Origin of the sequence: Mucilaginibacter conchicola (assembly GCF_003432115.1) — a bacterium.
In the GTDB taxonomy this organism is placed as follows: Bacteria; Bacteroidota; Bacteroidia; order Sphingobacteriales; family Sphingobacteriaceae; genus Mucilaginibacter; species Mucilaginibacter conchicola.
The window spans coordinates 27,684-47,065 of the sequence record NZ_QWDC01000002.1; the positions used below are offsets into that span (position 1 = coordinate 27,684).

General features: G+C 43.8%; 20 protein-coding genes. 10 read left to right on the forward strand and 10 right to left on the reverse strand.

The annotated features are described in order from the left end of the window. Nucleotides 1-143: 143 nt before the first annotated feature. On the reverse strand, nucleotides 144-599 hold the full coding sequence (locus D0C36_RS09765; RefSeq protein WP_117391450.1) for a nuclear transport factor 2 family protein: 456 nt from the start codon (nucleotides 597-599) through the stop codon (nucleotides 144-146). A gap of 137 nt (nucleotides 600-736) precedes the next feature. On the opposite strand from D0C36_RS09765, the gene D0C36_RS09770 reads away from it, so the two are divergent. Both D0C36_RS09770 and D0C36_RS09775 read left to right on the forward strand, forming a co-directional pair. Then, nucleotides 737-1,153, forward strand: coding sequence for a MarR family winged helix-turn-helix transcriptional regulator (locus tag D0C36_RS09770; protein ID WP_199501999.1), 417 nt, complete (start codon nucleotides 737-739; stop codon nucleotides 1,151-1,153). 23 nt (nucleotides 1,154-1,176) lie between these two features. Continuing rightward, a complete protein-coding gene (locus D0C36_RS09775; protein ID WP_117391451.1) occupies nucleotides 1,177-2,199 on the forward strand; it encodes a phosphotransferase in 1,023 nt (340 codons plus the stop codon). Between the two features lie 44 nt (nucleotides 2,200-2,243). Here the strand turns inward: D0C36_RS09775 and dnaA are convergent, their stop codons facing one another. From dnaA to D0C36_RS09790, 3 genes are all read right to left on the reverse strand, one after another. Next, complete coding sequence (gene dnaA, locus D0C36_RS09780) at nucleotides 2,244-3,671, reverse strand: chromosomal replication initiator protein DnaA (protein WP_095702173.1); 1,428 nt, start codon at nucleotides 3,669-3,671, stop codon at nucleotides 2,244-2,246. A 335-nt stretch (nucleotides 3,672-4,006) separates the two neighbouring features. Beyond that, nucleotides 4,007-5,554 carry an acyl-CoA mutase large subunit family protein gene (locus tag D0C36_RS09785; protein ID WP_117391452.1) on the reverse strand — a complete coding sequence of 516 codons (1,548 nt, stop codon included), beginning with the start codon at nucleotides 5,552-5,554 and terminating at the stop codon, nucleotides 4,007-4,009. A gap of 6 nt (nucleotides 5,555-5,560) precedes the next feature. Then, nucleotides 5,561-6,097, reverse strand: a complete 537-nt coding sequence (locus tag D0C36_RS09790; RefSeq protein WP_117391453.1) for a DUF7935 family protein — start codon at nucleotides 6,095-6,097, stop codon at nucleotides 5,561-5,563. 92 nt (nucleotides 6,098-6,189) lie between these two features. Here D0C36_RS09790 and D0C36_RS09795 point away from each other — a divergent pair, with 92 nt between their 5' ends. Next, the gene (locus D0C36_RS09795; RefSeq protein WP_117391454.1) at nucleotides 6,190-6,543 is read left to right on the forward strand and encodes a HesB/IscA family protein; all 354 of its coding nucleotides are present in this window, start codon (nucleotides 6,190-6,192) and stop codon (nucleotides 6,541-6,543) included. Nucleotides 6,544-6,592: 49 nt separating this feature from the next. On the opposite strand, the gene D0C36_RS09800 is transcribed toward D0C36_RS09795, so the two are convergent. After that, nucleotides 6,593-7,315, reverse strand: coding sequence for a peroxiredoxin family protein (locus D0C36_RS09800; protein WP_158557100.1), 723 nt, complete (start codon nucleotides 7,313-7,315; stop codon nucleotides 6,593-6,595). A gap of 131 nt (nucleotides 7,316-7,446) precedes the next feature. Here D0C36_RS09800 and D0C36_RS09805 point away from each other — a divergent pair, with 131 nt between their 5' ends. Then, on the forward strand, nucleotides 7,447-8,688 hold the full coding sequence (locus tag D0C36_RS09805; RefSeq protein ID WP_117391456.1) for an ABC transporter permease: 1,242 nt from the start codon (nucleotides 7,447-7,449) through the stop codon (nucleotides 8,686-8,688). Between the two features lie 301 nt (nucleotides 8,689-8,989). On the opposite strand, the gene D0C36_RS09810 is transcribed toward D0C36_RS09805, so the two are convergent. The 5 genes from D0C36_RS09810 to D0C36_RS09830 form a co-directional block, all read right to left on the reverse strand. After that, entirely contained in the window at nucleotides 8,990-9,733 is a 744-nt protein-coding gene (locus tag D0C36_RS09810) for a tyrosine-protein phosphatase (RefSeq protein WP_117391457.1), read from the reverse strand. A 3-nt stretch (nucleotides 9,734-9,736) separates the two neighbouring features. Next, nucleotides 9,737-10,789 (reverse strand): dTDP-glucose 4,6-dehydratase, encoded by a 1,053-nt coding sequence (gene rfbB, locus D0C36_RS09815; protein ID WP_117391458.1) that lies wholly within the window; start codon nucleotides 10,787-10,789, stop codon nucleotides 9,737-9,739. A gap of 12 nt (nucleotides 10,790-10,801) precedes the next feature. After that, entirely contained in the window at nucleotides 10,802-11,821 is a 1,020-nt protein-coding gene (gene galE / locus D0C36_RS09820; protein WP_117391459.1) for a UDP-glucose 4-epimerase GalE, read from the reverse strand. A gap of 63 nt (nucleotides 11,822-11,884) precedes the next feature. Beyond that, nucleotides 11,885-12,868: a UDP-glucuronic acid decarboxylase family protein gene (locus D0C36_RS09825; protein ID WP_117391460.1), complete on the reverse strand. Its 984-nt coding sequence runs from the start codon at nucleotides 12,866-12,868 to the stop codon at nucleotides 11,885-11,887. Beyond that, complete coding sequence (locus D0C36_RS09830) at nucleotides 12,868-14,178, reverse strand: UDP-glucose dehydrogenase family protein (RefSeq protein ID WP_117391461.1); 1,311 nt, start codon at nucleotides 14,176-14,178, stop codon at nucleotides 12,868-12,870. Before D0C36_RS09830 ends, D0C36_RS09825 begins: the two co-directional genes overlap by 1 nt. Nucleotides 14,179-14,239: 61 nt before the next feature. Between D0C36_RS09830 and D0C36_RS09835 the strand changes: the two genes are divergently transcribed. The 6 genes from D0C36_RS09835 (at nucleotide 14,240) to D0C36_RS09860 (ending at nucleotide 19,369) form a co-directional block, all read left to right on the forward strand. Beyond that, on the forward strand, nucleotides 14,240-15,454 hold the full coding sequence (locus tag D0C36_RS09835) for a 3-deoxy-D-manno-octulosonic acid transferase (protein ID WP_117391462.1): 1,215 nt from the start codon (nucleotides 14,240-14,242) through the stop codon (nucleotides 15,452-15,454). A gap of 131 nt (nucleotides 15,455-15,585) precedes the next feature. After that, a complete protein-coding gene (locus tag D0C36_RS09840; RefSeq protein ID WP_117391463.1) occupies nucleotides 15,586-16,404 on the forward strand; it encodes an alpha/beta fold hydrolase in 819 nt (272 codons plus the stop codon). After that, on the forward strand, nucleotides 16,401-17,024 hold the full coding sequence (locus tag D0C36_RS09845; RefSeq protein ID WP_117391464.1) for a lysophospholipid acyltransferase family protein: 624 nt from the start codon (nucleotides 16,401-16,403) through the stop codon (nucleotides 17,022-17,024). Before D0C36_RS09840 ends, D0C36_RS09845 begins: the two co-directional genes overlap by 4 nt. A gap of 5 nt (nucleotides 17,025-17,029) precedes the next feature. Next, complete coding sequence (locus D0C36_RS09850; protein ID WP_117391465.1) at nucleotides 17,030-17,656, forward strand: lysophospholipid acyltransferase family protein; 627 nt, start codon at nucleotides 17,030-17,032, stop codon at nucleotides 17,654-17,656. A 1-nt stretch (nucleotide 17,657) separates the two neighbouring features. After that, nucleotides 17,658-18,749, forward strand: coding sequence for a glycosyltransferase (locus D0C36_RS09855; RefSeq protein WP_117391466.1), 1,092 nt, complete (start codon nucleotides 17,658-17,660; stop codon nucleotides 18,747-18,749). After that, a complete protein-coding gene (locus D0C36_RS09860) occupies nucleotides 18,725-19,369 on the forward strand; it encodes a carotenoid biosynthesis protein (RefSeq protein WP_233524461.1) in 645 nt (214 codons plus the stop codon). The genes D0C36_RS09855 and D0C36_RS09860 overlap by 25 nt, the downstream gene beginning before the upstream one ends. The last annotated feature ends 13 nt before the right edge of the window (nucleotides 19,370-19,382 follow it).

Here is a 19,382-nt window from a genome sequence, read left to right on the forward strand (position 1 = left end):
CAAGACAAACAACAGACACCCAAAAATAATGTCATTTCGAACGAGGAACGAGGAGAAATCCTGTTACTCCATACACGCGAGATTTGCTGAAATAACAAGATTTCTCCTCGCTTTCGCTCGTTCGAAATGACATAATCTATTGTTTACTCCGGGCAATTATCCTTGCGGCGGGTATCAACAATGTAGATGATCTTCCAGCCGGCAGCGGTTTTCATGAGCTGAAAAAAGTTAACGCCGCAATGGCTGTATTGGGTGCCGATGTAGAACTTATATGGTGTCCAAACGCTGGCAAGTGCGCCGTCAACTTTAATATCGCCCCAGGTAATGCGCTCGTCGTAAATATCTTTATGTGGGGTGCCTACTTGTTTAACAAAGTCTTCGGCTTTCTCGGTGATCAATGCCACAGAGCCATCCTTTTTGTTGGCTACGCTTTGCAGCACCATATCTTTATGAAAAGTTGAGCTTAGCAAAGCAGTGTCTCCTTTCTTCATACCTTCAAACATGGTATCGATGGTCTTTTTAATATCGTCTTTATCTGTTTGGGCAAAAGCCGGGGCAGCTGTTGCTAATAGCATTAGGGAAAATAAAAATCTTTTCATAATAAAAGGCTTTAAGTAAAGCAATTTAAGTAAAAAGTTCAACCCTTAAAAATCAGTGTTCCAAAAGTATCAGGGTGTTTATTTTATAAATCAAACAATACTTTATATACTTGCAATATAATTGAGTACTCAAGTATATGTCAACAATAGATCAGTCGCTTATTTTATTAATAAACCTGTCAAAAGCGCAGGCAGTGGTATCGCGCAGGTTTGACAAGTTAAACATTTATGGCATCGGCTTTACCGAGTTTATTATCCTGTACCTGCTACATGAATCGGCCGAAGGGAAACTAAGGCGGATAGATCTTGCAGAAAGCACAGGCCTAACAGCATCGGGAGTTACGCGCCTTTTACTGCCTATGGAAAAAACAGGCCTGGTTGGCCGTGAGGCTGATAAACGCGATGCCCGCGTAAGCTATGCGACCCTCACTGATGCAGGGAAGCAAATATTTAGTAATACAAAAAACGCCGCCGAAAATTTAGCTGCCGAAATACTGCCGCCTGATAAATTAAAAAAAGCCGACCAACTGATCGGTCTGCTTGCCGGCTTATAAGCAAGCACCTATACTATCCTCAAATGAATTTAATACATAACACTTTAAAACCGTCACAAATAACCGCTGCAGAAAATGCCCTTAAAAATGCGTTTGGTGTTGCCGATGTTGAAGAAATCGAAATTCTGGCGGGCGGTTTGTCTGCCTCTTCTGTTTACAAGATAAAAGTTAACGGGTGTTACTATACTTTAAAATCAGACACTCCATCAGTCCCGGTCAATGATCTGTCGGCAAGCTGCATGGAAGTTGCGGCTTTGGCCGGTATAGCGCCGCCGGTTATCTATTTGGATAAAAGCAGCGGAATTTCTATTACTGCTTTTATTGAGCAGATGCCGCTCAGTTCGGTGTATGGCTCTGCTGAGGCATTGCTTCCTCAACTTGCAAATACAATCAGAGCAATTCACAGTCTGCCTGTTTTTGAAAAAGACGGCAATTTAAAAAACACGGTAGACGGACTTTTGCACCAGTTTAAAACAGCAGCTACGCTAACAGGACCGGTTATTGACGAATGTTTAGCACTCTACAATACCATCAAAGAAAATTATCCATGGGATGATCCCGGCCGCGTATCAAGCCATAATGACCTCAATCCTAACAATATCATTTTTGATGGCCAAAAGATATGGGTTATTGATTGGGATGCCGCTTTTAAAAACGACCGGTATGTGGACTTAGCTATCGCCGCTAATTTTTATGTATCAACGGATGAGCAGGAGCATATTTTCCTGAGCGCATATTTTGAAAACGATTTAACCGACTACCACAAAGCACGGTTCTTTATCATGCGGCAAATATGCAGATTGGTTTACGCTATGCTGATGTTTCAGTTGGCCGATAAAGGAAGGCTTAACGGTACACCACATGATAACGATATGCACGCAAACTTAGCAGATATTAAAAAACGACTGGGTAACGGCAGCCTTAGCCTTGCTACATACGACGGGCAGCTGCTATTAGGCAAAGCCTTGTGGAACGAAGCTTTGATCAACATGAGATCGGCAAGGTTCTCCGCTTCTATCGAACACTTAGTAAATCAAAAGCTATAAAACAAAAAAGCCCCGCGGTTGCAGGGCTTTTGGTTTATAACCGGTTAGGACATTTTTAGTTTCTTTTGGATATCGGCAACGTAACCTTTGAATTTTTTATCGGTGTCAATTAAGTCTTCAACCGTTTGGCAGGCGTAGATAACCGTTGAGTGGTCGCGGCCGCCAAAGAAGTGACCGATAGATTTTAGTGAGCTTTTGGTATGTGCCTTTGCCAAATACATTGAGATTTGGCGGGCCTGTACGATCTCGCGTTTACGGGTCTGAGATTTAACCATCTCGATAGGTACCTCAAAGTACTCGCAAACCAAGCTCTGGATGTATTCCATTGAAATTTCTTTGGCAGAATTTTTTACAAAATTCTTAAGCATCTGCTTAGCCAGATTCAGGTCTATCTCTTTACGGTTAAGGGTTGATTGGGCCAATAATGATACCATTGCGCCTTCCAACTCACGTACGTTGTTATCAATGTTGTGGGCAACGTACTCAACCACCTCGTGCGATAGTTCGATACCGTCCTGATAGATCTTGTTCTTAAGGATAGCCATACGGGTTTCCAGATCAGGAACCTGCAAATCGGCAGACAAACCCCATTTGAAACGTGATAACAAGCGCTCTTCTAAACCGGCCAGATCCTTAGGGGCTTTATCTGATGTGATGATCAGCTGTTTGCCGCTTTGGTGCAGGTGGTTAAATATGTGGAAGAAGAAATCCTGTGTTTTCTCTTTACCGGCAAAGTTGTGTACGTCATCCATGATGAGTACATCTATCGCCTGGTAAAAGTTCACAAAGTCGTTAATGTTATTGTGTTTAAGGGCGTCAACAAACTGCTGGGTAAATTTCTCGCAGCTTACGTATAAAACCAATTTATCCGGCAGGGTGCGTTTAATTTCGTTACCTATAGCTTGTGCCAGGTGGGTTTTACCTAAACCAACACCACCGTATATCATGAGCGGGTTAAATGAGGTACCGCCCGGTTTGGCTGCTACTGCATAACCTGCAGAACGCGCTAAACGGTTGCAATCGCCTTCAACAAAGTTCTCGAAGGTGTAGTTGCGGTTAAGCTGAGGGTCAACGTTCAGCTTTTTAAGGCCCGGTATTACAAACGGGTTCTTAATATCTTTATTTATCGAAATAGGTATCGGCATAGACTGATTCTTTGCTTCGGCACCATTTCCATTTGAAGGCATATTTGTAGTGTACGGCTTTGGCGATGACGACTGCTCTACAACAATGTTATATTCCAGTCGGCCTTCGTCGCCCAGTTGCTTTTTTATTGTTTTGCGCAACAGGCCTACGTAATGCTCCTCAAGCCATTCGTAAAAGAATAAACTTGGTACCTGTATAGTAAGGACGCTACCTTCCATGCGCAAAGCTTTGATCGGCTCAAACCAGGTTTTAAAGCTCTGTGCCGGTATGTTATCTTTGATGATCTGAAGGCAACTATTCCAAACGTTAGTACAAGTTTTTTCCATATAAGTATCAGTAATTTCTTGATTTCCAGTCTCCCAACCACAGAGCTTTTGGGCTCATTACGGAACATCGAATATTCAAAAAAAAGGCGGATTAAAAAATTAAAATTGAACTTTTTTAACAAATATATTTTTTCAAAAAAATGCCCTTTTTATAGCTTAAATACATATTTAATATTATATTTCGCGGGTAAGTGAGCAAAAAAGCCCTCAGTTTTCTCCTATCGCATTTTTACGAGTTTGAACAACAATCGGGTGCAAAAAGTTGCAAATTTTTCAATATAAATTTCATCAATTCTAACGAGATGAAATTATACTAATAAGCAATAATTTTCTTTCTAATATTCTCCGAAAATCCGGCGTAACTCATCTGCTATTTCGCCGAGGGTAGCATAGCTTTCTACGGCCGTCAAAATATACGGCATCAGGTTTTCAGTACCCTTTGCGGCAACACTTAAATTTTGTAAAGCGGCTTTAACGGCTTCGTTATCGCGCTCACTTTTTAGGGTTTCGAGTTTTTGAGTTTGTTGGATACGGATAGAATCATCCACACGGAACACGGGCGGTGTAACTTCTTCCTGTTGGGTAAATTTGTTTACACCAACCAATACGCGGTCGCCGCTTTCAATATCATTCTGATACTCGTAGGCAGCGGCTGCTATCTCCTGCTGTATGTAATCCTGTTCAATGGCCTTTACTGATCCGCCCATTGCATCTATCTTATCTATATAGGTATAAGCAGCAGCTTCCAGCTCGTTGGTGAGGGCCTCTATAAAGTATGATCCTGCCAATGGGTCAACCGTATCGGTAACGCCGCTTTCAAAAGCAATGATCTGCTGGGTACGCAGGGCAATTTTAGCAGCGGCTTCGGTTGGCAGCGACAATGCCTCGTCATAACCGTTGGTATGCAGCGATTGCGTACCGCCCAATACCGCAGCCAAAGCCTGGTTACTTACCCGCACAATATTATTCATGGGTTGCTGGGCAGTTAAGGTTGATCCGCCAGTTTGCGTATGGAAACGCAATTTTTGCGCGCCCGGATCTGTCGCACCCAGTTCTTTTGTAATATTAGCCCACATCCTGCGTGCCGCTCGGAATTTGGCTATCTCCTCAAAAAAGTTGTTATGGCAGTTAAAGAAGAAGGATAATCGTTTGGCAAATACATTTATATCTAAGCCTTTCTCTAAAGCCGCCTTCAGATAGGTTTTACCATTGGCTAGCGTAAAGGCCAGCTCCTGTACGGCTGTAGATCCTGCTTCGCGGATGTGGTAGCCCGATATGGAGATGGTATTCCACTTGGGTACTTCTTTGCTGCAGTACTCAAATATATCGGTGATTAACCGCATGGATGGCTCCGGCGGGTAGATATAGGTACCGCGTGCGGCATACTCCTTTAATATATCATTCTGGATGGTGCCTGAGATCTGCCTGATATCTGCCCCTTGTTTTTTGGCCAGGGCTATGTACATCGCTAATAATATAGATGCCGTTGCATTAATGGTCATGGATGTGGTGATATCCTTCAGTTGGATCCCATCAAACAATGTCTCCATATCCTTTAACGAATCAATAGCTACCCCTACTTTACCAACTTCGCCTTCGGCAAGGGCGTGGTCGCTGTCGTAGCCTATTTGGGTGGGCAGGTCAAACGCTACGGATAACCCCATAGTACCCTGACTAAGCAAGTAATGGTACCGCTTGTTCGATTCCTCTGCGGTTGAGAAACCTGCGTACTGGCGCATGGTCCACGGGCGGCCGCGATACATATCTTTTTGGATGCCACGGGTATAAGGGAACTGCCCCGGCAGTTCGCTCATGCCGGATGGCTCAGTATAAACCTCGTCGAACTTTATCCCGGAAGTTGTGGTGAATTTTTTATCGGCCATGGCGCGTTAAAATATATTGTCCATGTCCTTGCGTGCAATAGCAATGGCAATCTCGTACGGGTTGCTCTCCAGCGTAGCCAGGTGATTAAGCACCGCTTTACCTAAGTCGAGGCCTGTAGCGCTGGGCGGAAGGCTTTGGGTGGCGTTGGTCACCAGGTTAATCGTATCTTCTTTTATACGCCTAACAGCGCCCCAGGCTTGCGGACTCACGTAGATCTGTTGGGTTACGTTGTGCTGATACTCGGTGCGAACCTCATTTAATATGATCTGGTATAATTCTGCGGCACTGTAAGCGTTAGCATTTAAACGGATGATCATATTTGAAGGATCAATACGGTCTATTAGTAATACCACACGCTCATAAGCTTGCAAACGCATAGGCAGGGTTTGGTTACTGATAGCCTTACGGATCTCGAGCGCCTGTAAGGTTTGCGATTTATCAAGCAAGGGCTTAAACAAATAAAACGCTACGTAGATAATGCCGATGCCGGCAACTGTGTACTTTAAAATATCGAGTAAGAATAAATAACTAAATGCGGCCATGTTGTTTCTGTTAGGCAGAGGTCATAAATAATAGGGTGCCAACAAAAATCCGTATTTTAGATTTATATTTGTATAGTTTAATAAAAAATAAGATGAGTGCTACCGTTGAAACTTTAACCGCCCCCGTAACATTTACCGAAGGCGCCGTAAAAGAACTTTATAAACTAAGAGAGCAGCAAGAAATTGCCGACGATTTTGGCCTGCGCGTAGGCGTTGAAGGTGGTGGATGCTCGGGCATGAACTACGTTTTAGGTTTCGACCAGAAAAAAGACGGCGACCAGGAATATTTTATAGAAGGTATTAAAGTGTTTATGCACAAAGCGCATGGCCTTTACCTTGCCGGTATGCAGATAGATTTCCAGGATGGCCTTAACGCCCGTGGCTTTACCTTTAACAACCCTAATGCAGCAAGCACTTGTGGTTGTGGTACATCATTCTCAGTATAACAACATATCGTTTTTATATAGCGAAGGCGCCTATTGGGCGCCTTTTTTGTTAGTTGCCGCTAACACTATCTTCAACCGCTTCTTTCATATAACGAGCGTAGCCCACACCAAAGCCTTGCGAACTATAGCGGATGATGCCTTTAGTATCAAGCACCACACTGGTTGGATAACTGGTTACATTAAAGCCTTCTGCTATTTCACGCCCGTTTGCCACCTGCGTAAAATTGAAGGGTTTGGTTTTCATAAAATCCTTTATGTCCCAGCGCTGGTCAAGGCACACGGCAATAAAAACAACATCGGGATTTGCGCTGTAGGCCGCAGCCAATTTATTTAATTCGGGAATCTCGGCTTTGCACGGCGGGCAGGCAATAAACCAGAAATCTAACACCACTGTTTTGCCTTCTAATGCCTTTGGATCTATTTTTTTGCCGTTGATATCTTTAGCAGTAAACATTTCCATTTTAGCACCTATAGGGAAAGCGGCAGCAGCAAATGGAGGCGGAGCGGTAGCTTCGGCACGTTCATACTCCCTGTCAGTCAGTTTTATCACTTTAACAGTATCGGTTCCAATAACGGGTTTTGTACTGTAATGCCCGGTGCTTAATAACTCGCGCCATTCTTCAGGCTCTAATACTTTACCGGTAGAGTCGATCATCTTTCGGTTTTCAAGTGGCCCTGCTGAACGGACTACAACACCCGATTTTTGTTGTTGGGCACTTGCCCATAAAGAGCAGCAAATTATCGTTATAATAAGAGAGAATATTTTTTTCATTAATGATAATGGTTTTGGTGCATCTAAGATACAAATTGCGGCTAACAAGGCAATGGCAGATAAATAGTTTTGCGCATGTAACAAAACGCCGGGCATGATAGTCAAACCAGCAAATTCCCTAAATTTACACCATGGCCGTAAAAACAAGCCTGAGAGAAAATATATCTATTGCCCTACAATCAATAGGCGGTAACCGTTTGCGCACCTCGTTAACGGCGCTTATTATTGCTATAGGTATTATGGCGCTTGTTGGTATTTTAACGGCTATTGAAGGTATTAAGCAATTTACTAACGATGCGTTTGCCGGTTTAGGGGCCAATTCATTTACGGTTCAAAACAGGGGAACGGGTGTGAGCTTTGGCAACGGCGGGCATCGCAAAATATACCCTACTATTACTTACGCACAGGCCGACAGGTTCCTGAAATTATACAAACTGCCTGCCCGCACCAGTGTTGACCTGAGTGTTACCGGTACGGCTGTGGCTAAATATAACAGCATAAAATCAAACCCTAATATTTCTGTAACGGGGAGTAACGATAATTACCTGGCTATTAAGGGTCATAAGCTGGCATTTGGACGCAATTTCTCAGCCTCAGAGCTGGAGCATGGCGCCAATGTGGTAATTGTAGGCGACGAAGTAAAAACCAAACTTTTTAAAAACCAGGACCCTGTTAATCAGTACATCCTTTTAGGGAACAGTAAGCTGCGTATTATAGGCGTAGTTGCGCCAAAAGGCAGTAATAGCTTTGGCGGCGATAAATTTTGTATAGTGCCACTACAGCGTGCAAGGCAAATGGTTGATACCTCGCGCAAAATGTCATACGCAATAACGGTGAGTGTAAACGGCCCCGATGTATTGGATGCCAGTATAGGCGAGGCTACATCGCTTATGCGTAACATCCGTGGCCTCCGCATTGGCCAGGCTGATAATTTTGAGATCTCGCGCAGCGATTCTATTCAGCAGGAACTATCCGGCCAGCTTACGGGTATGACCATAGCGGGTTTCGCCATTGGTATTATTACTTTATTGGGAGCAGCCATTGGTTTGATGAATATTATGCTGGTGTCTGTTACCGAACGCACGCGAGAGATAGGCCTTCGGAAATCCATTGGTGCCACGCCTGCGGTTATTCGCAAACAATTTTTGATAGAGGCTATCGTGATATGCCTGATGGGTGGCGTAGGCGGTATTATTTTAGGGATGGCCGCAGGTAACCTTATCGCGGTAAACATCAGCGGAACATTTGTAGTACCATGGTTTTGGCTATTCTCGGCTATTGGGTTATGTACCATTATCGGGCTATCGTCTGGTTTCTATCCGGCAAAAAAAGCATCGAGATTGGACCCGGTTGAGGCGCTGAGGTACGAGTAGAGAATCAAGACTGTTAGAGTCAGGAATCAAGATTTCTCTCCTGTGTTTTCTTACGAATAGAAACGCCGGAGTATACACCTGTGCGTCATTGCGAGGAAGCCGTAGGCGACGTGGCAATCCCCTACTTACAGAGCGGCCCTGCCTATCGAGGATTGCCACGTCGCTGTCGCTCCTCGCAATGACGGAACGGCCTGCAGTGCATTCGAAATGACATATTGGATTATAAAAAGAAGGCCGCTTGTTTAACAAGCGGCCTTCTTTTTAAATGATTTGCATATCTGAAATCTGCACATTTGCATATTTACAAAAGGCTATTCTTAAGCGGATAATCAGTCAATAGTTTCTCCAGGTAAGCTGTACCAAGGGCTTTTTCAAAAGCGGCGGCATGCCTTGGATGGTGCATATCGCTTGATATGAAATCTACTATCTTGTTATCAACCATTTCTTCGGCCTTTTTTTGTACGTGCTTGCCGTAGTAGCCCGTTAACGATATGGTATTTAACTGCAGATCGCATCCCCAGCTCCTGATATTTTCCATTTGCTCGATACTCATGTAACCATAACGCTCGGGGTGTGCCAGGATAGGCTTGTAACCCATATCTTTCATTTTCTGAATTATTGCAATAACGTTGGGCGGTTGGTTAATAAATGATAATTCAAAAAGAACATAGTTATCGCCCATGGTCATCACCCGGCGCTCGGTAACACGTTTCTCAAAAGTTTCATCAAAATAGTGCTCTGCAGCAGCAGATACATCTATATCAATATTCTGAGCGGCAAGTTCAGCTTTTAAAACAGCAAGTGCCGCATTAATGGTTTCCGGTTCGTTACGGTAATAATCAACCATAATATGGGGCGTGGCGATAATTTTCTTTATGCCCAGCTCCATCATTTTCTGTATCAGAACTATAGATTCTTGCGGGTTTTGCGCACCATCATCAATACCGGGTAAAACATGCGAGTGCATATCTACTATAATACCACTATAGCTAAGGTTAGGGTTGCGCGCGGTTGCTTCTTTCTTTTTCTTAAATAATCCAAACATCTCTTATCGGTCGGCGTACTGCTCGTTATAATAGTCCTGGTAGTGGCCACTTGTAACATCATCCAGCCAATTTTGGTTAGCCAGGTACCAGTCTACGGTTTTCTCCAGTCCTTCTTCAAATGTAATTGATGGCTCCCAGCCCAGCTCTGTTTTAAGCTTGGTAGCATCAATTGCATATCTTAGATCGTGCCCGGCGCGGTCTGTTACATAGGTGATCAGCTTAGCAGATTCCCCTTGCTCGCGCCCCAGTTTACGATCTAATATTTCGCACAACAGGTGTATCAGGTCAATATTCTTCCACTCGTTGTGTCCGCCTATGTTATACGTAGAACCCGCCGCAGCGTTGTGAAAAATTACATCAATTGCACGGGCGTGGTCTTCAACCCAAAGCCAGTCGCGTACGTTTTCGCCTTTGCCATAAACAGGTACAGGTTTATTTTGCCTGATATTGTTTATTGCCAGCGGGATCAGCTTCTCAGGGAAATGGTAAGAACCATAGTTATTTGAGCAGTTTGATATAACGGTTTGTAAGCCGTAGGTATCATAATAAGCCCTTACAAAATGGTCTGAACTTGCTTTAGAAGCCGAATACGGCGAATGCGGATCATACGCTGTATCTTCCCTAAACATATCTGTATCACCAAGCGTACCATACACCTCATCGGTTGATACGTGGTAAAAACGCTTATTTTCGTAATTACCTTTCCAAAGGTTTTTTGCTGCATTAAGCAGGTTTACTGTACCTACCACGTTAGTCATCACAAACTCGAGCGGGTTGGTTATTGAACGGTCAACATGCGACTCGGCAGCCAGGTGGATAATAGCATCAGGCTGCTCCTGCTCAAATAACGTGTTGATAAAAGTTATATCAACAATATCGCCTTTTACAAAACGGTAGTTTGGCAGGTGTTCAATATCTTTTAAATTGGCCAAATTGCCGGCATAGGTCAATTTATCCAGGTTAACTATCTGGTAGTTTGGATAATTAGTTACAAACCTGCGCACAACATGCGAACCAATAAAGCCGGCCCCGCCGGTAATGATGATTTTCTTCATGGTAAGTTTATTCTAAAGCGGGTTGGCCGCAATATACTGCTCCCACGCCCAGGCAGATGCCATCATGGTAGTAAGATCGCGCTCTGCTTTCCAGTTCAACCTCTCTGCTGATTTGGTTACGTCGCCCCATACCTGCTCCACGTCGCCTTCGCGCGGTTCACCTATCTGGTAATTTAACTTAACACCTGTAGTTGCTTCAAATGCTTTAATAACTTCTAATACCGATGAGCCTGTGCCCGTACCGATATTGAAAACATCATAACCTTTAAAATCAGGTTTCTCCATTAGTTTTATGGCAGCAACGTGTGCTTTTGCCAGGTCAACCACATGAATGTAGTCGCGGATACAGCTACCATCAGGTGTATTATATTTATCACCAAAAACGGTTAATTTTTCGCGTTTACCAATGGCCGTCTGGGTAATAAAAGGTACCAGGTTCTGCGGCACACCTATCGGCAGCTCGCCTATAAGGGATGTTTCATGCGCGCCAACCGGGTTAAAATAACGCAAAGCTGTAATGTTAAACTTACTGCCCGATGCGGTTACATCCTTTAAAATTTCTTCGGCTATTTGTTTGGTGTTACCATACGGCGACTCGGCTGCTTTTACCTGGGCACTCTCTGTTACCGGCAAAACATCAGGCTGGCCGTAAACAGTACAGCTTGATGAGAACACGAAATTGAGTGGCTTACCTTCGTAAAACCTTAAAAGGTTTATTAACGAGTAAAAATTGTTGTAGTAATATTTAAGTGGCTTTTGCACCGATTCGCCAACTGCTTTTGAAGCTGCAAAATGGATAATGCCACTAATATCAGACTGCTCTGCAGCAAGTAACTTAACCGATGCCTCATCGCACAGGTTTAGTTCATAAAACTTAGGCTTAAAGCCTAATATTCTTGCTAACTGGTCTAAAATTTTAACGCTTGAGTTTGACAGATCGTCAACAATAACTGGGTCATAACCGGCATTTACCAATTCTACAACTGTGTGCGAACCTATAAAGCCTAATCCCCCGGTAACTAATATTTTCATGTAAAGACGTGTTTAGGGAGCAGCAAATGTACAGCTAATTATTTACTGTCCAATGCCTTTTGCTTACTTATTGTAGTAGGTAAAATCCTTGTGCTTTATCTCCTGCTCGGGCAGCGATTTAAAGTACTCGTACGTTATTTTCAAACCTTCGGCACGTGATACCTTTGGCTCCCAGCCTAAAATGGCTTTGGCTTTGGTAATATCCGGCCGGCGTTGTTTAGGGTCATCGGTTGGCAGTGGCAGGCTTATCAGTTCCTGGTCGGTACCGGTAAGTTTAATGATCTCTTCGCCAAACTCGCGTATAGTAATCTCATCAGGGTTACCAATATTTACAGGTTGCGCGTAATCACTAAACAGCAGGCGGTAAATACCTTCTATCAGGTCGTCAACGTAGCAAAACGAACGTGTTTGTGAACCATCGCCAAACATGGTTAATGACTCGCCACGCAAAGCTTGGCCAATAAAAGCGGGCAGTACACGGCCATCATTCAAGCGCATGCGTGGGCCGTAAGTATTAAAGATGCGTACTATACGGGTTTCTACACCATGAAAGGTGTGGTACGCCATAGTGATTGATTCCTGAAAGCGCTTAGCCTCATCATATACTCCACGCGGGCCAACTGTGTTTACATTACCCCAGTATTCCTCGGGCTGTGGGTTAACGGTTGGGTCGCCGTAAATTTCTGAGGTTGATGCTATAAGCATGCGTGCATTTTTAGCACGCGCTAAACCCAACAGGTTATGCGTACCTAAAGAACCCACTTTTAAAGTCTGGATAGGGATCTTGAGGTAATCTATCGGGCTGGCCGGTGAAGCAAAGTGCAGTATATAGTGCAATTCGCCCGATACATGCACAAATTTGGAAACATCGTGGTTGTAAAACTCGAAGTTCTCTAATTTAAACAGGTGCTCTATATTGCGCAGATCGCCTGTGATCAAATTATCCATGCCAATAACATGGAAACCTTCTTTTATAAACCTATCACAAAGATGCGAGCCGAGAAACCCGGCTGCACCTGTAATTAATACTCTTTTACGTTCGGCCATTAGCTTATAATTTTACGTCCAATGCTGTTGTAGTAAAAACCAAGATCTACCATTTTTTGCAGGTCGTAAAGGTTACGGCCATCAAAAATTACTTTGCTTGGTAACAGATCTACCAGTCTTTCAAAATCAGGTGTACGGAAAACAGACCATTCGGTTACAATTAACAATGCATCGGCACCGCTTAATGCTTCATACTGGTCTGCAGCGTATTTAATTTTATCGCCAAGCAGAGCTTTTACATTGTTCATACCCTCCGGGTCATAAACAGTAACGGTTGCGCCTGCGGCAAGTAACTCATCAATGATATACAAAGCAGGGGCTTCGCGGATATCATCGGTCTCCGGTTTAAAGGCAAGGCCCCACATGGCAAAATGTTTACCGGCAAGGGTATCCTTGTAATATTTCTTTAATTTCTGAACCAACACTTTTTTCTGGATCTCGTTAACCTTCATTACCGAGTTAAGGATCTGGAAATCGTACTGGTTTTCTTCTGATGATTTAGCAAGCGCCTGCACATCTTTAGGGAAACAGCTACCGCCGTAACCAATACCTGAGAACAGGAAGCGGTTACCAATACGGTTATCTGAACCTATACCGCGGCGTACCATATCCACATCGGCGCCAACCAGTTCACACAGGTTAGCTATCTCATTCATGAAAGATATTTTGGTAGCCAGGAAAGAGTTGGCTGCGTATTTGGTAAGTTCTGATGAGCGCTCGTCCATAAATATAACCGGGTTACCCTGGCGTACGTAAGGTGCATAAAGCTCGCCCATTAATTTGCGTGCGCGTTCGTCTGTAGTACCAACAACCACACGGTCTGGCTTCATAAAATCATCAACAGCAACGCCTTCGCGTAAAAACTCGGGGTTTGATACTACCGCGCACTCAATGCTGGTATTTTCTTTCATCACCGCTTTTACTTTATCGGCAGTACCTACAGGCACTGTAGATTTGGTTACAATAACTTTGTAGTCGGTAACTAATTTAGCTATGTCTTTAGCCGCACCAAGCACATAGCTCAGATCTGCAGAACCATCACCACCCGGAGGCGTTGGCAGCGCCAGGAAAATGATCTCTGCATCGGCAATTGCATCAGCAAGCACACTGGTAAACAGTAAGCGTTTTTGGCTAATGTTACGATGGAAAAGCAGTTCGAGACCAGGTTCGTAAATTGGCACTTTACCCTCCTGCATCATTTTAACTTTTTGTTCGTTAATGTCAACGCAGGTAACCTGGTTTCCGGTTTCGGCTAAACATGTGCCGGTTACAAGCCCAACGTAGCCTGTACCTACTACAGCGATTTTCATAGTTATGTATTGTTATTTATTACTTTTATACCCGACGAAGATAATACTATTAGAATAAAAAATGCTTTTGATTTACAACATCGGCATCATTATATACCACTGGGTTGCCTGTTTAGTTTCTCTTTTTTCTAATAAGGCAAAATTGTGGGTAAATGGGCGGCGCAAGCAGCAAATACAACCATTAAAAAGTTGTATCTGGTTTCATTTTGCTTCACTTGGCGAATTTGAACAGGGCCGCCCTGTTTTAGAGGAAATGAGGAAATTATATCCTGATGAGAAATTTGTAGTTACTTTTTTTTCTCCTTCGGGATATGAAATTCGTAAGAACACCCCGCTTGCCGATGCGGTGTATTACCTGCCTTTAGATACCGCTGCTAATGCCAGGCGGTTTGTGGATACGTTACAGCCCAAAATGGCCATATTCACCAAGTACGAGTACTGGTTTCACTTTTTTAACCAATTGCATAAGCAGCACGTGCCGCTATATGTAATATCAAGTATATTTAGGCCTAAGCAAGTATTTTTTAAATGGTATGGCAGCCTGCACCGCAAAATGCTAAAAATGGTAACATGGTTCTTTGTGCAGGATGCCGACTCCAAACATTTATTACATGACATTGGCATCACCAATGTAACCATCAGCGGCGATACCCGTTTTGACCGTGTTTGGGCCAACGCACAAAAGCCAAAAGCATTACCGGAAATTGAAAAATTTAAAGACGGCAAAAAACTTTTCATAGCAGGCAGCACCTGGCCGCAGGATGAGGCGCTGATAGCCAATCTCATCAAACAACACCCGGACTGGAAATTCGTCATCGCCCCGCATGAAATTGGCGAGGATAAAATAAGCCATCTTGAAGGGGTGCTACCAAAAGATACAACGCTAAGATTTTCACAAATCTCACATCTCACATCTCATATCTCATGTCTCATTATCGATAACATCGGTATGCTATCATCGCTATACCAATATGCCGACATTGCTTATATAGGTGGTGGTTTTGGCGCCGGTATTCACAACACGCTGGAAGCTGCTGCTTTTGGCATGCCCGTAATATTTGGCCCTAACTACCAAAAGTTTAAAGAAGCCCGCGATCTTGTAGAATTAAAGGGCAGCTTCACCATCAGCACCCAAGAAGCCTTGAACTGCATTGCCGATAAACTAATGAATGACGAACAGGCGCGCCATGTATCGGCAGTTGTTGCTAAAAATTATGTTAAGCAAAACGTGGGTGCTACTGATGCAATATTGGGGTACGTGAAAGAGAGGCATTGATTTTTAAACAATTGTCATTCCTCCTCGCTGTCGCTCGTTCGAAATGACATACATAATTTATTATAATCACCCTTTAATCCTATTCATCCCAATTCAGGCAATTCACTAACATTTTCTTAATATTGCCACTTATGGGTTTTCTGGATATCGATGGTTTAGGTAAGGCACATTACCATGAATATGGCACAGGCAGCAAGCCTATGCTGGCTTTTCATGGTTACGGCATGACGGGCAGGCAGTTCCACGTACTGGAGAAATCGATACTACAGGATCACCATATTTACGGCTTCGACCATTTTTTTCATGGTGAGAGCAAACTGAACGGCTGGACAGAGCAACAGATCCTAACCGGCATGCCGCGCGATTTGGTAAAAGCCTACGCGGAAGAGTGGTTTAAGCAACATGGCCGCCAGCGTTTCTCGGTAATGGGCTATTCCATTGGCGCCAACCTGGCACTTATCCTGGCCGAAGAATATCCCGACCTTATAGATGAAGTAATATTAATGGCACCCGATGGTCTTGCCGTTTACAAAGGTTTCGACATTTTGATGAACAGGCCCTGGGGCAGGTATATGTTTAAGGTGGTCACCAAAAGCAAATGGCTGGCACCTACCCTATTGAAGAACCTTAAACGGGTAAACTTTATTGACCAAAGCCTTTATACCATTGCCTATAATGAGATAGATACGGAGCAGAAACGTTTAGATGTTTATTATACATTGAACCTTATTCGCCTGTTAAAGCCTGATACAAACAAGATAGCCAGTCTTATCAACACGCATAACATTAAATGTACCCTGATATTTGGTAAGCACGATAATCTGTTCCCTAAAAAAGCGGCGCTGCCATTTATTGGCAGTGTGCAAAATGCTAAGGTACACGAGGTAGATATGGGCCACTGGCTGGTTACCAAACAACTGGACGAATATTTAGTTAATTTACCACAATGATCCCAGCCCGCAGAGTAACCCTTTTTAGTAACTGGTTTGCCAGATACATGCGCTATCGCATGCGTAAGGCTTTTAACCGTTTAGAGGTAATGCCTTTTACGCCTAAGCCCGGCCACTCTGTGTTACTGCTTTGCAACCACTTTAGCTGGTGGGATGGCCTGTGGGGCAATTACCTGGCCTACTGGCACCTGCACCGCAAGCTATACATCATGATGCAGGAAGATCACCTGCAAAAACGCATGTTGCTAAACCTGTTCGGTGGCTTTTCCATCAACCGCCAATCGCGCGAGATGATCAAATCCCTGCAGTATGCTGCCGGCTTGTTGGCTAACCCTGAGAACCTGGTAGTAGTATTCCCCCAAGGCGAGCTAATATCCAACCACACTACCGAGATAAAAGTAGAGCGCGGTATCGAGCTGTTGCTACGCAATATTAAAGGCCCCTGCCAGATAGTTTACAACTGCGCTTTGATAGATTACTTTGAGAGTTTGAAGCCATCGGTATATTTTCATTTATTTGATTGCGGCCTGGCCGGTGAGGTAAGTTTTACAGAGTTATCTGAAAAGATAAACACTTTTCATAAACAGGCGCTGGCTGCCCAGGTAAACGTTGAGCATTAACCACCATGATATATCCGCAGAAAAATAAATTCATCAGGTGGTTTTTCCATAACTACATTTTGCGGATAGTAGGGCGCGATTTCCAGGACGTAAAGTTTAATAGTATTGAAATAGACGGCAGCAAATCAATTTTATTGCTGGCTAACCACTTTAGCTGGTGGGATGGTTTTTTGATGTATTATATCAACCACAAACTATTGAAGAAGAATTTTCATGTGATGGTGATTGAGGAAACCATGCAAAAAGTGAGTTTCTTTAAATACCTGGGTGCATTTTCGGTAAGCAAAGGATCAAAGGGAATAATAGCTTCTTTAGATTATGCTGCCGAGCTGTTGAACGACCCGAAAAATATGGTGCTCATTTTCCCGCAGGGAGAGCTGCATTCAAATTTTGTAGATGAGGTAAAGTTTGAAAAAGGCCTCTCACGGATAATTGAAAAGGCCGGGCGAAAATATCAAACTGTGCTATCGGTAACATTTGTGGAGAACTTTGAGCATAAAATGCCAACGGCAAACGTTTATTTAAAGGATATTGCCCAACAAAACAGTGGCGATACCGTAATAAATTTACAGCAGGCCTATCAGCAGCATTACGATGATACACGCAGGCAGCAAACCCAAATAACCGTATAAAGTGATCATAGCCCTCTACGTAACTTTCTTTTTTCTCATCCTTCGCTTTACGGTTACGCTGTTCAATTTTTTATCGAACCCAAAACTGCCGCGTATTGTAAGGCATTACCATGATAAGGTATCTATCCTTATCCCCGCCCGCAACGAGGCCGAAGACATTTTAACCCTGCTGCAATCCATCCATGCGCAGGATTACCAGAACTATGAGGTGATCATCCTTGATGATAACTCCACAGACGACACTTTCGCCATTTGCGAAGCCTTTGCTGCTGAGCACCCAAAGTTTAAAATTATAAAAGGCAAGCCGCTGGCCAAAGGCTGGCTTGGAAAAAATTACGCCTGCCACCAACTGTCAGAATTGGCAACCGGCAATTATTTTATGTTTTTAGATGCCGACGAAAAGGTTTACAATGGCTTACTCAATAGCGCCATACACCGCATGAGTTTACGCCAACTGAGCCTGCTAAGCCTGTTCACCAACCAGGAAATGCGCAGCACCGGCGAAAAGATAGCCGTGCCACTGATGCATTATATATTATTAAACCTGCTGCCTTTACGACTGGTTTATCTTTTGCGCAGCCCCGCCCTATCGGCAGCCAGCGGGCAGTTCATGTTATTTGATGCATCCGTTTATAGCGAGTACCAATGGCACCAACTGGTAAAAAATAAAGTGGTAGAGGATGTAGAGATCATGAAATTGGTAAAAGCATCCAAACTAAACGGCGAAGCCCTGCTGGCCAACGGCATGATCAGCTGCCGCATGTATAAAAACTACAACGAGGCCCTTAATGGTTTTGGCAAAAATTTTCTGGCAGCTTTTAATTATAATATCATTGGCTTTTCGCTGTACCTGCTCATCGTTATCGGTGGGCCGGTGTTGGTTATTGCTACCGGCAAACCGGGACTGATATCCATGGCGGTAACGCTCATCCTATCAGCGCGACTGATGATCTCCTTATCCGCCGGGCAAAACGCTTTGCGAAACTTCCTGTGGCATCCGGTGCAAATGCTGGCGCTGCTGCACATCGGTGTTACCTCAATACAGCAACGCCTCACAAAAACAACCGTATGGAAAGGCAGAAAGATATCATAAAACCCGCCCGTGCGGCCATCGTTATTATCATCCTGTTCCATTTGGTAGGCCTGGTTGGCTTTTGCATACCATCACTTCAGTCGCTGTTTAAACAACTGGTACCTTACCATTTATTGCTGATGTTACTGGTGATCATCTTTTCGCATAAATGGGTGGATGCAAAATTCTTCATTTTTATTATCCTGATAGCCGTACTTGGGTTTACCGCCGAGTGGCTGGGCGTGCACAAATACTGGATCTTTGGTGATTACAGCTATGGCCCAACTTTAGGCTATAAATTATTAGATATACCCTTATTGATAGGCGTAAACTGGTTTCTGCTCATCTACAGCGTTGGCGTTTTGATACAATACAGCCGCTTAAGAAATGCATTAATAAGGATACTTTTGGGCGCAGCGATACTGGTGTTGCTTGATGTGCTGATAGAACCCGTAGCCATTCGTTTTGATTACTGGAACTGGGAAAGCGCCGGTATCCCGCTAAAGAATTACGGCTGCTGGTTTGGCCTGAGTATTTTGCTGTTAAGCCTATTTGAGCTATTCCGTTTTAAAAAACAGAATATGGCTGCGTTGGTGTTACTGATAACACAGTTTGTGTTTTTTGGGGTGTTGAATTTGTAGCCCCCCAGCCCCC

Coding starts and splice junctions, on each gene's coding strand:
- D0C36_RS09765 (WP_117391450.1), bottom strand. CDS start 599: ATGAAAAGATTTTTATTTTCCCTAATGCTATTAGCAACAGCTGCCCCG.
- D0C36_RS09770 (WP_199501999.1), top strand. CDS start 737: ATGTCAACAATAGATCAGTCGCTTATTTTATTAATAAACCTGTCAAAA.
- D0C36_RS09775 (WP_117391451.1), top strand. CDS start 1,177: ATGAATTTAATACATAACACTTTAAAACCGTCACAAATAACCGCTGCA.
- dnaA (WP_095702173.1), bottom strand. CDS start 3,671: ATGGAAAAAACTTGTACTAACGTTTGGAATAGTTGCCTTCAGATCATC.
- D0C36_RS09785 (WP_117391452.1), bottom strand. CDS start 5,554: ATGGCCGATAAAAAATTCACCACAACTTCCGGGATAAAGTTCGACGAG.
- D0C36_RS09790 (WP_117391453.1), bottom strand. CDS start 6,097: ATGGCCGCATTTAGTTATTTATTCTTACTCGATATTTTAAAGTACACA.
- D0C36_RS09795 (WP_117391454.1), top strand. CDS start 6,190: ATGAGTGCTACCGTTGAAACTTTAACCGCCCCCGTAACATTTACCGAA.
- D0C36_RS09800 (WP_158557100.1), bottom strand. CDS start 7,315: ATGAAAAAAATATTCTCTCTTATTATAACGATAATTTGCTGCTCTTTA.
- D0C36_RS09805 (WP_117391456.1), top strand. CDS start 7,447: ATGGCCGTAAAAACAAGCCTGAGAGAAAATATATCTATTGCCCTACAA.
- D0C36_RS09810 (WP_117391457.1), bottom strand. CDS start 9,733: ATGTTTGGATTATTTAAGAAAAAGAAAGAAGCAACCGCGCGCAACCCT.
- rfbB (WP_117391458.1), bottom strand. CDS start 10,789: ATGAAGAAAATCATCATTACCGGCGGGGCCGGCTTTATTGGTTCGCAT.
- galE (WP_117391459.1), bottom strand. CDS start 11,821: ATGAAAATATTAGTTACCGGGGGATTAGGCTTTATAGGTTCGCACACA.
- D0C36_RS09825 (WP_117391460.1), bottom strand. CDS start 12,868: ATGGCCGAACGTAAAAGAGTATTAATTACAGGTGCAGCCGGGTTTCTC.
- D0C36_RS09830 (WP_117391461.1), bottom strand. CDS start 14,178: ATGAAAATCGCTGTAGTAGGTACAGGCTACGTTGGGCTTGTAACCGGC.
- D0C36_RS09835 (WP_117391462.1), top strand. CDS start 14,240: ATGCTTTTGATTTACAACATCGGCATCATTATATACCACTGGGTTGCC.
- D0C36_RS09840 (WP_117391463.1), top strand. CDS start 15,586: ATGGGTTTTCTGGATATCGATGGTTTAGGTAAGGCACATTACCATGAA.
- D0C36_RS09845 (WP_117391464.1), top strand. CDS start 16,401: ATGATCCCAGCCCGCAGAGTAACCCTTTTTAGTAACTGGTTTGCCAGA.
- D0C36_RS09850 (WP_117391465.1), top strand. CDS start 17,030: ATGATATATCCGCAGAAAAATAAATTCATCAGGTGGTTTTTCCATAAC.
- D0C36_RS09860 (WP_233524461.1), top strand. CDS start 18,725: ATGGAAAGGCAGAAAGATATCATAAAACCCGCCCGTGCGGCCATCGTT.